13 protein-coding genes and 1 pseudogene are annotated in these 12,427 nt (G+C 64.0%); all 14 read left to right on the top strand.

Annotation, left to right across the window (positions count from 1 at the left end; all coding sequences use genetic code 11):
- Positions 1–421 (top strand): annotated as a pseudogene (locus SAS01S_RS22900) (hypothetical protein); the annotation flags it as partial.
- 4 nt (positions 422–425) lie between these two features.
- Entirely contained in the window at positions 426–749 is a 324-nt protein-coding gene (locus tag SAS01S_RS19790; protein ID WP_066812615.1) for a DUF5076 domain-containing protein, read from the top strand.
- Complete coding sequence (locus SAS01S_RS19785) at positions 749–1,411, top strand: CoA transferase subunit B (RefSeq protein ID WP_066812614.1); 663 nt, start codon at positions 749–751, stop codon at positions 1,409–1,411. Before SAS01S_RS19790 ends, SAS01S_RS19785 begins: the two co-directional genes overlap by 1 nt.
- Positions 1,412–1,543: 132 nt before the next feature.
- Positions 1,544–3,274 (top strand): B12-binding domain-containing radical SAM protein, encoded by a 1,731-nt coding sequence (locus SAS01S_RS19780; RefSeq protein ID WP_066812613.1) that lies wholly within the window; start codon positions 1,544–1,546, stop codon positions 3,272–3,274.
- 16 nt (positions 3,275–3,290) lie between these two features.
- Positions 3,291–4,238: an NAD-dependent epimerase/dehydratase family protein gene (locus SAS01S_RS19775; protein ID WP_066812612.1), complete on the top strand. Its 948-nt coding sequence runs from the start codon at positions 3,291–3,293 to the stop codon at positions 4,236–4,238.
- Between the two features lie 92 nt (positions 4,239–4,330).
- Positions 4,331–5,770: a 3-isopropylmalate dehydratase large subunit gene (gene leuC, locus SAS01S_RS19770; protein WP_066812605.1), complete on the top strand. Its 1,440-nt coding sequence runs from the start codon at positions 4,331–4,333 to the stop codon at positions 5,768–5,770.
- Positions 5,771–5,880: 110 nt separating this feature from the next.
- Positions 5,881–6,510 (top strand): 3-isopropylmalate dehydratase small subunit, encoded by a 630-nt coding sequence (gene leuD, locus SAS01S_RS19765; RefSeq protein ID WP_066812603.1) that lies wholly within the window; start codon positions 5,881–5,883, stop codon positions 6,508–6,510.
- Positions 6,473–7,474, top strand: coding sequence for an NADPH:quinone oxidoreductase family protein (locus tag SAS01S_RS19760; protein ID WP_174544992.1), 1,002 nt, complete (start codon positions 6,473–6,475; stop codon positions 7,472–7,474). Before leuD ends, SAS01S_RS19760 begins: the two co-directional genes overlap by 38 nt.
- Before the next feature lie 312 nt (positions 7,475–7,786).
- The gene (locus tag SAS01S_RS19755; RefSeq protein WP_066812601.1) at positions 7,787–8,110 is read left to right on the top strand and encodes a DUF1476 domain-containing protein; all 324 of its coding nucleotides are present in this window, start codon (positions 7,787–7,789) and stop codon (positions 8,108–8,110) included.
- Position 8,111: 1 nt separating this feature from the next.
- Complete coding sequence (locus SAS01S_RS19750; RefSeq protein ID WP_066812599.1) at positions 8,112–8,342, top strand: BolA family protein; 231 nt, start codon at positions 8,112–8,114, stop codon at positions 8,340–8,342.
- Positions 8,343–8,355: 13 nt separating this feature from the next.
- On the top strand, positions 8,356–8,688 hold the full coding sequence (gene grxD / locus SAS01S_RS19745; protein ID WP_066812597.1) for a Grx4 family monothiol glutaredoxin: 333 nt from the start codon (positions 8,356–8,358) through the stop codon (positions 8,686–8,688).
- A gap of 28 nt (positions 8,689–8,716) precedes the next feature.
- The gene (locus tag SAS01S_RS19740; protein WP_066812595.1) at positions 8,717–10,003 is read left to right on the top strand and encodes a glycosyltransferase; all 1,287 of its coding nucleotides are present in this window, start codon (positions 8,717–8,719) and stop codon (positions 10,001–10,003) included.
- A gap of 403 nt (positions 10,004–10,406) precedes the next feature.
- Positions 10,407–10,775, top strand: a complete 369-nt coding sequence (locus SAS01S_RS19735) for a BlaI/MecI/CopY family transcriptional regulator (RefSeq protein ID WP_066812593.1) — start codon at positions 10,407–10,409, stop codon at positions 10,773–10,775.
- Entirely contained in the window at positions 10,772–12,337 is a 1,566-nt protein-coding gene (locus SAS01S_RS19730) for a M56 family metallopeptidase (protein WP_066812591.1), read from the top strand. The genes SAS01S_RS19735 and SAS01S_RS19730 overlap by 4 nt, the downstream gene beginning before the upstream one ends.
- Positions 12,338–12,427: the final 90 nt, after the last annotated feature.

Genomic DNA, 12,427 nt, shown 5'->3' with positions numbered 1-12,427 from the left:
GAAAGGCGACGACGCGACTGGCGGGAGCGGCAAGGATGCCCGCCGCTGGGCGATTTCGGGCAAATATTGCGTGATCGCGATGGTCGGCGACCAGCTCGGCGATTTCACCGATTTGTTCAACGCACCCGGCATGACGCCCGCGCAACGCCGCTCGCAGACCAGTTCGCCCAAGCTCAGGATGCTGTGGGGGCATGGCTGGTTCGTATTGCCCAACCCGGTCTACGGCACTGCGCTCAAGGGCGATATCGACGACGTCTTCCCGAAGGACCGGCGCTGGACCGATCCCGGCGCGCAGCCGCTCGCGCCCGTCCCCGCGACCGCGCCCGTTCCCGTTGCCGCTCCGGTGCCCACTATGCCCGCGCCGGCAGCCACAGCGCCCGCGCGCCCCGACCTGTGGCGGCGTCCGCCGCCCCGCCCGTGACAATATGACCGATAAACCGATCCCGATCGACCTCGTCCCCTTCGCCGAAGCGCTCGGCGGCGGTCACGAAGTTCTGCGTGTCTGGGCGAAGGATGGCGGAACCTTGTGCTTCGTCAATCCGCGTCCGCTCGGCGCCGACCCAGCATTGTTCGGCATCGCGATGGTCGATGTCATCCGCAACGCCGCGTCGACCTATGCCAAGGCCATCGGCGTGCCTGAGGATGAGGCGCTCCAACGGATCTGGATGGGGCTCGATGCCGAGCGCGGCGCTCCGACCGAAGACGATGCTTTGCCGCCCGCTGTGGTGGTCGCCAGAAAGGAAGATTGATGGCCCAAGAAAACAAGGGTTGGACACGTGACGACATGGCCGCCCGCGCCGCCAAGGAATTGCGCGACGGTTATTATGTGAATCTGGGAATCGGCATCCCGACCCTGGTTGCGAACCATATTCCGGCCGGCGTCGAAGTGACCTTGCAGTCGGAGAACGGCATGCTCGGGATCGGCCCGTTTCCGTTCGCCGGCGAGGAAGACCCGGACCTGATCAATGCCGGCAAGCAGACGATCAGCGAACTGCCGCAATCGGTCTATTTCTCCTCTGCCGACAGTTTCGCGATGATCCGTGGCGGGCATATCGACCTGACCGTGCTCGGCGCGATGGAAGTCGCGGAGAATGGCGACATCGCCAATTGGATGATCCCCGGCAAGATGATCAAGGGCATGGGCGGCGCGATGGATCTGGTCGCCGGCGTCAAGAAGATCATCGTCGTGATGGAGCATACCAGCAAGAACGGCGATCCCAAGTTCATCCCGGCCTGCACCTTGCCGCTGACCGGCAAGAACGTGGTCGACATGGTGATCACCGATCTGTGCGTGTTCCAGCGCCCCGACCACCAGTCCCCCTTCCGCCTGGTCGAGCTCGCGCCCGGCGTCACCGCGGACGAAGTGGCGGCCAAGACGACGGCGAAATACGAGACGCTGGCCACGGCGTGACGTAGCACCCGGCGGCCGCGCGAAACTGATCGGCTCGCGATCAGGACCGCGCCGTTGCCGCGTGCGCGCGAATGAGGGTTTACCCCGGGACCGAATCGGATAGGCTTCGCCCCTTGCGGGAACGAGGTGTCTATGGGGACGGGACGCTTTCAGATCTGGTTGATCAAGCCGACGCGATACGACGATGACGGCTATCCGCTGCAATGGTGGCGGTCGATCATTCCCTCCAACTCGCTAGCCTGTCTGAACGGCATCGTCGGCGACGCGCTTGCCCGCGGCGTACTTGGCGACATCCCGGCCGATGTCCATTCGATCGACGAGATCCATGATCATGTCGATCCCGCACGGATCATTCGCGATATCCGCCGTCACGGGGGGCGCGGGTTCATCGGCCTGGTCGGCGTCCAGACCAACCAATATCCGCGCGCACTCGACCTCGCGCGGGAGTTCCGCAAAGCGGGGCTGCCGGTGTCGATCGGCGGCTTCCACGTGTCGGGCTGCATCTCGATGCTCAAGGAATTGCCGCCCGAACTGGTCGAGGCCCAGACGCTCGGCATCGGCCTGTTTGCCGGGGAGGCCGAAGACGGCCGTATCGATGAGGTGCTGCAGGACGCGCTGCACGGCCAGATGAAGCCGCTCTACGATCATCTCAAGGAGACACCCAATCTCGACGGCGCGCCGATCCCGCTGATGCCGAAAGGCCAGGTCGCCAAGAACATCACGCGCTATTCCAGCTTCGACCTCGGCCGCGGCTGCCCGTTCGAATGTTCGTTCTGCACGATCATCAACGTCCAGGGGCGCAAGAGCCGGTTTCGCTCGGCCGACGATCTCGAGGCGATCGTGCGGACCAACGCCGCGCAGGGGATCGATCGTTTCTTCCTGACCGACGACAATTTCGCCCGCAACCGCAATTGGGAAGCATTCTGCGATCGGCTGATTGCACTCAAGGACCAGGGCTTTCCCGTCCGCCTGATCATTCAGGTGGACACGCTGGCGCACGAAATCCCGAACTTCATCGACAAATGCGTTGCCGCCGGTGCCGACCAGATTTTCATCGGGCTGGAAAACGTCAATGCCGACAGTCTGGAGGGCGCCAAGAAGCGGCAAAACCGCGTCGAGGATTATCGCGCGATGTTCCTGGCGTGGAAGCGCCATCCGATCTTCATCACCTGCGGCTATATCATCGGCTTTCCCAACGATACCTATGAGTCGATCCAGCGCGATATCGAGATCCTCAAGGACGAACTCGCGGTCGACACGATTTATCTCAATTATCTGACGCCGCTGCCGGGGAGCGAGGATCACCGCCGGCTCCACAATGCCGGCACCTGGATGGATCCCGATCTGACCAAATACGATCTCAACCACCGCGTTACGCATCATCCGCGGATGAGCGACGAAGAATGGGAACGGGCCTATCGCGACGCGCATCGCAGCTTCTACAGCTGGGAGCATATGGAACGCGTGGTGAAACGCTTGGTCGCGTTGCGATCCAACAAGCGCTTCACCACGATCAATCGATTGGTCGCCTATCGCGAAGCGGTACGGCTCGAAGGCGTGGCCAAGCTCGAATCGGGCTATTTTCGTATCAAGCGTCGCGAGCAGCGCCGATCGGACTTGCCGGTCGAGATGTTCGTGCCGTTCCACGCCAAGTATCTGGCACACAGCGTGGCCGCGCTGGGTGGCACGTTGCTCACTTACGCCCGACTTCGGCTGATGCTTCGCCGCATCATGCGCGACCCGAAGCGGTTCGACTATGTCGACCGCGCGATTACGCCGGTCGAGGCCGAGGATCTGCACCTGTTGTCCGACACCCGCTCGACCGTCTATGCCGATCGCCGTCGGGAAAAGGCAGCGGCCTGAGGTTTACGGATCCTAGATGCGGATATTATTGACGGGATCGACCGGTTGGCTGGGCCGCCATCTCGCGCCGATGCTGCGCGCCGCCGGTCACGAAGTGGTCGGCATGGACGTCGCTGCGGGCCCCGACACGCGCGTCGTCGGTAGCGTGGCCGATCGCTGCCTGGTCGAGCGCGTGATGTTCAGCCATGGCATCGAGGGCGTGATTCACGGCGCCGCGCTGCACAAGCCGGATATCGTGCGCTATCCGCGCCAGGCGTTCATCGACGTCAACGTGACGGGCACGCTGAACCTGCTCGAATGCGCGATAGCGGCGGGGGCCGACCGGTTCGTCTTCACCTCGACCACGTCTCTGATGATCACCCAGGCGATCCGTGACGAAACGGCCGACGAGGCGGTGTGGCTCGACGAGAGCAGTGGGCCGCTCAGCCCGCGCAACATCTATGGCGTGACCAAACGCGCGGCCGAGGAAGTGTGCCGCCTGGGCCATGCCGACACCGGGCTGCCGATCATCATCCTACGCACGTCGCGCTTTTTCCCCGAGGATGACGACACGCATCGCGATCTGTCGGGCGAGAATATGAAGGCCAACGAATTCCTCAACCGCCGCCTGACGGTCCAGGATTGCGCGCGGGCGCATATCGCCGCGCTCGACCGCGCCCCGGCGATCGGCTTTGCCACTTATATTGCCTCGGCGCCGACGCCGTTTTCGCGCGACGATGTCGTCGAGCTGAAACGCGATGCCCGCGCGGTGATCGCGCGGCTGTTTCCCGATGCGGCCGATCTGTTCGCGGCGCGCGGTTGGTCGCTGCCGGCCAGCATCGGCCGGGTCTACGACGCCACCGCGCTCGAACGCGGCCTCGGGTTCCGCTGCGCGACCGATTTCGCCGCGGTCCTCGCAGCGATGCGTGCGGGTGACGACATACCGTTCGACCACGATGCGGATTACGTCTCGCCGAAGGAATGACGCTGTCATGCCTCGCCGTTTCTTTCAATCTGATCGGCAGACAGTTTTCCTTTGTTGCTTGCGATCGGGCGCGGAGGGAGTAAGTCGCCGCCATGACCCCCCGCCCGCAGACCCTTTATGAGAAGATCTGGAACGCCCACGTCGTCGAACGCCGCGACGACGGCACGTGCCTGATCTATATCGACCGCCACCTGGTCCACGAAGTCACCAGCCCGCAAGCGTTCGAGGGGCTTCGTGCCGCCGGACGCGCGGTGCGCCGGCCCGATCTCACGCTTGCGGTGCCGGATCATAATCTGCCGACCACGCCGCGCGTCGATTCGGCCGGGCACGCGATCCCGATCGCCGATCCCGAAAGCGCCAACCAGCTCGAGACGCTGCGCTACAACGTCGCCGAATTCGGCGTGCCCTATATCGACGCGCTGGCCGCGGCGCAGGGCATCGTCCATGTCGTCGGCCCCGAACAGGGCTTCACCTTGCCCGGCACCACCTTGGTCTGCGGCGACAGCCATACCTCGGCGCACGGCGCGCTCGGCGCGCTGGCGTTCGGCATCGGGACCAGCGAGGTCGAGCACGTCCTCGCCACCCAGACGTTGTTGCTCCAGCAATCGAAGACGATGGAAATCCGCGTCGACGGCGATCTCGGCTTCGGTGTCTCGGCCAAGGACGTCGTGCTGGCGATCATCGGCCGGATCGGCGCCGCTGGCGGCACCGGCTATGTCATCGAATATACCGGCGACACGATCCGCGACCTGTCGGTCGAGGGGCGGCTGACGGTTGCCAACATGTCGATCGAAGGCGGCGCGCGCGCTGGCCTGATCGCGCCCGACGATACCACTTTCGCCTATCTCAAAGGGCGCCCGATGGCGCCGTCGGGTGAGGAATGGGACAAAGCCGTGGCCTGGTGGCGGACGCTGCCGACCGACGCCCAGGCGGTCTATGATGCTACCGTTCGTCTGTCGGCAAGCGACATCGCGCCGTCGCTGACCTGGGGCACCAGCCCGGAAGACGTGGTTTCGATCACTGGCCACGTGCCCGATCCCGACAGTTTCGCCGACCCGTCGAAGCGCGCCGCCGCGCAGAAGTCGCTCGATTACATGGGCCTGACTCCGGGTACTGCGATGCAGGATGTCGGGGTCGATCAGGTCTTCATCGGCAGCTGCACCAACAGCCGTATCGAGGATCTGCGCGCCGCTGCCTCGGTGGCGAACGGCCGCCATGTTGCCGACGGCGTTCGCGCGCTGGTCGTGCCGGGGTCCGGCCTGGTCAAGCGGCAGGCGGAAATCGAAGGGCTCGACCGCATCTTCATTTCCGCCGGATTCGAATGGCGTGAGCCTGGATGCTCGATGTGCCTGGCAATGAACCCCGATAAAGTACCGCCTGGTCAAAGATGCGCTTCCACCTCGAATCGGAATTTCGTAGGAAGGCAGGGTCCCGGGGCGAGAACACATTTACTATCCCCGGCAATGGCGGCGGCGGCAGCGATTACTGGTAGGCTGACCGACGTTCGCGAATTGATGGGGGATCGCCAATGAAACGCGTACTCGTTCTGCTGGTCGCCGGTTCGATCTTGAGCGGGATTGCCGCTTATGCCGCGATGGCGATGCCTGCCCCTCCCGAAAAACCAAGCGAAAAGCCCAAATAAGTGACCCCAGTCCGTAAGGTCGAAGGCCGCGCCTATCCCTGGGGCGCGAAGAACGTCGATACCGATGTGATCATCCCGGCGCACTGGCTGAAGACGATCAGCCGCGCCGGCCTGGGCAAGGGCGCGTTCGAAACGGTGCGTGCCCAGCCCGGCAATATGTTCGACGATCCGCGCTATGCCGGAGCGCCGATCCTGATCGCCGGCGACAATTTCGGCTGCGGATCGAGCCGCGAGCACGCCGCCTGGGCACTGATGGACATGGGCGTGCAGGCGATCATCGCGCCCAGCTATTCGGACATCTTCTCGGGCAATGCGGTCAAGAACGGCATCGTCCCGGTCGTCCTGCCGCAGGACGCGATCGACCGCCTGGTCGAGGTCGCCAAGACCGACGAGGTGACCGTCGATCTCGAAACAATGACGGTCACCACGCCGTTCCAGGACCGCTTCGAATTCTCCATCGACCCTTTTCGACGCCAGTGCCTGATGGAAGGGCTGGACGAGGTGGGATTGACGCTGGCAAGGGATACCGCGATTTCGAAATACGAATCCGCGGTCTCGTCAGAACGGCCGTGGTTGAGCCGGGAGATGGACTATGCGGGCCTTGCTGTCGAAAGCGCCGGGCGGACCTGAAACGTTGGTGATGGACGATCTGCCCGATCCCGTTGCGGGGCCGGGTCAGGTGGTCGTCGCGGTCAAGGCCTGCAGCATCAATTATCCCGACGTCCTGATCATCGAGGACAAATACCAGATGAAACCGCCGCGCCCGTTCGCCCCGGGCAGCGAGGTTTCGGGCGTGGTCGAGAGCGTCGGCGAGGGCGTGACCGACTTCAAGCCCGGCGACCGCGTCTTGTGCACCACTGGCGCCGGTGGCCTGGTCGAGAAGATCGCGGTCCCCGCCGCGTCGCTCTACGCGCTCCCCGCCGAACGCAGTTTCGAAGAAGGGGCGTCCTTGCTACTGACTTACGCCACCAGCATCCATGCGTTGCTCGATCGCGGCCACCTAAAGGAAGGGCAGACCTTGCTCGTGCTGGGCGCCGCGGGCGGGGTCGGGCTGGCGGCGGTTGAGCTCGGCAAGGCGTTCGGCGCGCGCGTGGTCGCCGCGGTATCGTCCGAGGAGAAGGCTCAGGCCTGCCGAGACGCCGGTGCCGATGATGTCGTCATTTATGGCCGCGCGCCGTTCGACAAGGATCAGTCGAAGGCGCTCGCCGATCAGTTCAAGGCGGTGCTGGGGGCCGGCGGCGCCGACGTCATCTATGATCCGGTCGGCGGCGATTATGCCGAACCGGCGTTGCGCTCGATCGGCTGGGAAGGGCGCTATCTGGTGGTCGGCTTCCCGGCCGGTATCCCCAAATTGCCGCTCAACCTGACCCTGCTCAAGAGCTGCGACGTCTGCGGCGTGTTCTGGGGCGCCTTCGCCGCGCGCGATCCCCAGGCCAATCGCGCCCATGTCGATCGCCTGTTCCGTTTGTGGAAAGACGGCAGCATCGCGCCCCGCGTGACCGAAGTCTTCCCGTTCGAACGCGGTGGCGACGCCATTGCCAAGATGGCGGCGCGCGGCGCGATCGGGAAGCTGGTGGTCAAGGTCGCAGCGTAATCTGCGATTGCTGCTTAGAGAATAGCGTTCCGCGCGTAGCGCAAGCCTTCTTCTTCGTGGCTTTGCGTCTTTGTGCGAGGTCGTTTTATCGCACAAAGACACGAAGCCGCGAAGATCGTGCGACGCCCGCCGACGCGCATTACTGCTATCAGCGGATAAACAATTGGGCGTCCGCTGCTTCGTAAAGAGGCGTGCGGGGATGGCGCAACCACTACACGATCCCGAACACGGTGACGCGCGAGCCATCCGCCTCTTCCCAACCTCCTTTCGCCTCCCTATCTCCCCAGGCGTAACGAACGCCAGGGAGTAGCCATGACCACCTTCGACGACCGCGAACGCGCTTTCGAAACCAAGTTCGCGCGCGATGAAGAGATGGCGTTCCGCGTGATCGCCCGTCGCAACCGGCTGCTAGGCCAATGGGCGGCCGGGCTGATGAAGCTAACCCCCGAAGAAACCGACGCTTATTCCAAGGCTGTCGTCCAGGCCGATTTCGAGGAAGCCGGTGATGAGGATGTCGTGCGCAAGCTGTACGGCGACCTGACCGCTGCCGGTATCGAAGTCGAGGAAGCCGATGTCCGCAAGGCGATCGAGGACCGGATGGTCGAAGCGCGCCGGCAATTGATGGAATCCAACTAAAATGCCGATGGCGGCCGATGACATACGCGCGTTGATCGTGGCGAATATTCCCGACGCGCGGGTCGAGATCACCGACCTGGCCGGCGACGGCGACCATTATTCTGCACGTGTGGTGAGCAAGTCGTTCAGCGGCCTGTCACGCGTGAAACAGCATCAGGCGGTTTATGCCGCGTTGGGCGGACGCATGGGCGGTGTGCTCCATGCGCTCCAGCTCACCACCGCCGCCGAATGAAGGAGTGAAGACAATGACCGACGCCGCGCAGGCGCGTATTGCGGAACTGGTACAGCGTTCCGACGTACTGCTATTCATGAAAGGTAGCCCCCTATTCCCGCAATGCGGCTTTTCGAGCCGTGCTGTGGCGATTCTCCAGCATCTTGGGGTCGAGTTCGACAGTGTCGACGTGCTCCAGGATCAGGAGGTCCGTCAGGGGATCAAGGCATTCAGCGACTGGCCGACCATCCCCCAGCTCTATGTGAAGGGCGAATTCGTCGGCGGCTCGGACATCATGATGGAAATGTACGAGAGTGGGGAGCTGTCCCAGCTTCTCGCCGAACAAGGAGCTACTCCCGCCGCCTGACCGGTGCGCGCGTAAAAAGGGAATAAACATGCTGCTGCAAGGCGACCCCCCGCGCCGCGCAGGAGAGAGCGGTGCGCCGCTGATCCTATGCGATTTGACTCAAAGCTACGCGCCTTCGGGCGGTGGCGGTATCAGCACCTATCTGCGTGAAAAGCGCGATTATGTGCTGACTCACACCCCGCATCATCTGCTGCAGATCGTGCCGGGTCCGGAAGACAAGATCACCGTCAATGGCCGCCACATCTTCGCGGAAGTGGCAGCTCCACGCGTGCATGGCAGCCCCAATTATCGCTTCATCCTTCGTACCGCCGTGGTCCGCGACATCCTGGCGAAATACCGGCCCGACGTAATCGAGTCGCTGTGTCCCTGGGTTCTGCCCTGGACCGCCATCAACCATCGCAGGAAATTCCCGGAAACGACGTTGGTCGCCGGCTATCGCACCGATTTCCCCAACGCGCATGTCTATCGCGTCGGCCGCGACAAGTTCGGCGAGACGATCGGCCGCGGGCTGCAATGGCTGAGTTATGGTTATGCCGAGCTAACCTATCGCGAGTTCGACTGGGTCTACACGCTAAGCGAGGATGCCCGGCAGGTGCTGGCGGGGCACGGGATCAAACGAACCGATGTGTTGCCGCTGGGCGTCGATATCGACATGTTCTCGCCCGCCAAGCGCGATCCCGCCTTCCGCCACGAACTCGGTTTCGATTTCCGCGGTCCTTTGCTTGTCTATGCCGGCCGCGTCGACAACGAGAAGCGTGCCGACCGCCTCGTCGCCATGTTCAAGCAATTGCCCCGCGACCTCGACGCCGCGATGGTGATGATCGGCGACGGCAAATTGATGGACCGGCTCAAAGCCGAGGCGAGGGGCCTGCCGGTCGCTTTCCCGGGGTTCGAAAAGAACCGCGCCGAACTTGCCCGTGCGTTGGCTTCGTCGGACATCTACGTCTCGGCCATGGCCGATGAGACGTTCGGCATCTCGGTGCTCGAGGCGCAGGCTTGCGCATTGCCAGTGGTCGGCGTCGCGTCGGGCGCGATGCCCGATCGCGTGCCCCAGGGCCTCGGCCTGTTGGGTCCGGTCGACGACACGAGGGCAATGGCGGCGAACGTGCTCAAGATCTGGCGCGACGATCATCAGGCGATCGGTATCGAGGCGCGCCATCACGTTGAAACCAACTTCAGCTGGAAGCGCACCTTCGAGCGCCTACTCGGCGACATCTATCCCAAGGCGATGGCGCATAGCGCTGCGCGCGCGACCGCCCGGAAAAGCGGGTGGTTTGGCGGGGTCCGGGAGCCGCAACCGCTCGCTGCCGAGTGACTGCGAGCAAAGCTTGATCTGGTGGGAAGCCGGGTGAGGGCGGACCGGCGCGAGATCGGGGGAGCGACCGGTCCGCCCTGCTGAAGCGGGAAACCGCTCGGGCACGCGATACTTTGCAGAGGGCGTGCCAGTCCGTGCCAAGTACGGATTTCTGGGGGGCTCGATGGTTAATGGCCCTCGATCAGCGGCGGCTTGTGTAAGAAAATCCGACGGTTGCTCTACTTCCCAACAGTCATCCCGGGCTTGTCCCGGGATCCGCCGCGCAACCAAGTCATGATTTCCGCTGTTGCAGGGCAGACTCCGACACAAGGCCGGGGTGACGAAGGAGCTGCGAGAATTCCACACTATTGACTACATCCGTAATCGGTGCGATTACATCCGTAGTCATAGCGAGGAGCGAGTCGTGGCCGAACGCATCAGCGATGCCGAACATGCGGTGATGGAAGTGCTGTGGGAGGAAAGCCCGCTGACGGCACAGGACGTCGCCGAGCGCGTCCCGACCGAGCGCGGCTGGAGCGCCAATACCGTCAAGACCCTGCTCGGGCGCCTGCTCGCGAAGAACGCGATCGCGCATGAGGAAGAGGGGCGGCGCTACCTCTATCGTCCGCTCGTCGAGCGTGAGGATTATGTCGCGGGTGAATCGCAGCGGCTGATCGATCGCCTGTTCGGCGGCAAGCTGACCCCGCTCGTCGCGCATCTCGCCGACCGCGACCAATTGACCGCGCAGGATATTGCCGAGATCGAGGCCATCCTGAAGGAGCTCAAGGCGTGATCGCCTGGGCGATCGAGGCGCTGCTCGCCTCCACGCTGCTGATGGCGGTAGTGCTCGTCATCCGCGCGCCGGTCCGGCGTCAGTTCGGACCCGGAATCGCCTATGCGCTATGGGCGCTTCCCGCGGTCCGGCTGTTGCTGCCCCCGTTGCCGCAGCTGCACAGCGCGGCGCCGCAATTGCTCAACCAGGCAAGCCAGACCGTCACTATTTACGTCATCGAGCCGCTCGGAGGCTCGGCCGCCGCGCCCACGTCGCTCTACTCCTCTCTCGGCCTGGCCCTTGCCGTGCTGTGGGGCGTGGGCGCGGCGGCATTCCTGACCTGGCACGCGCTTGGCCATTGGCGCTTCTGTCGCCGGATGATCGACCAGAGCGTCTCCACCGAGCGCGCCGGCGATATCGAAGTGATCGAAACCTCGGCGGCATCGGGGCCGCTCGCCTTCGGCATCTTTCGCCGCTACGTCGCTTTCCCGCGCGATTTCGCCGAGCGTTACGACGCCGATGAGCGCGAACTCGCGCTGCTGCATGAGCTTGGCCATCATCAGCGCGGCGATTTGATCGCCAATTGGGTCGCGCTGGCGGTGCTCGCTCTCCATTGGTTCAACCCGTTGGCGTGGCGCGCTTTCCGTGCATTCCGTGCCGACCAGGAGATGGCCAACGACGCGCTGGTGCTCGCCGGCCGCTCGGCGATCGACCGTCACACTTATGCCTGCGCGATCGTCAAGGCGGCGCATGGCGGCGCGGTGTCGGCGGCCTGCCATCTCCACACCATACAAGATCTGAAAGGACGTTTGAGGATGCTTACCACCGGACGCCGTTCACGGCTTCGACTGACGCTGGGCGGCACCGCCGTCACGGCGCTGATGATCGGCGGCCTGGCCGTTACCGCCAGCGGCACGCCCGCCGCCGCCACCGTCCGCGCCGGAGTTGAGAAAGCCACCGGGATCGACATCGCGGCGATCGACGCGCGTGTCGCGGCGAAATTGCAGTCGGTGCCGGCCGCGCCTGCGCCTGCCGCTGAGCCCGAAGGCGCAGACCTACCGCCGCCGCCAGCAGCGCCGGAGCGCGCCGACACGCCGCCTCCGCCGCCATCCGATGCGATGAGCGTGGCAGTCAGCGACAAGCCCGGGAAGCGCTTCAAGATCGTTCGCGTGACCCAGGACGGCAAGACCGTCACCGAAGATTGGGTAGGCCCGATGGCCGGGCCGGATCCGCGCCCCTTCCCGCAGGCAAATGTGAACATCAACGTTCGCTCTGGCAATTGCGGAAACGCCGGTCCTGATGGCGATAAGAAAATGGTCATCAACAAGGGGCAGGGCGACAGGCGCGTGATGATCATCTGCAACGATCGCATCGAACGCGTCGTCACGCTCAGCGCCGCGAAGCTCGAAAAGTCCAAGGACATCCAGCGCTCGGCTTATGCCCATGCCCTTGAAGGTCTCCACCGCGCCCGCGAGCGCGTTGCTGCCGACGAACGGATGGGGGCCGAGGCGAAGCGCGATGCGCTCGAGAGCATCGACGACTCGATCAGGGACATGGAAGCCGACATGGCCAAGCCGGATTGATTGCTTTCTTCTCTCCCGCTTGCGGGAGAGTTGGGTGAGGGTCTTCTTTCTTCAGCCTGTGCTGAAACAGAAGAAGAAAGAAGACCCTCA

Source organism: Sphingomonas asaccharolytica NBRC 15499, assembly GCF_001598355.1.
Taxonomy (GTDB): domain Bacteria; phylum Pseudomonadota; class Alphaproteobacteria; order Sphingomonadales; family Sphingomonadaceae; genus Sphingomonas; species Sphingomonas asaccharolytica.
Note: the sequence above shows the minus strand (reverse complement) of the source record. Positions and strands in the feature narration are given on the sequence as shown.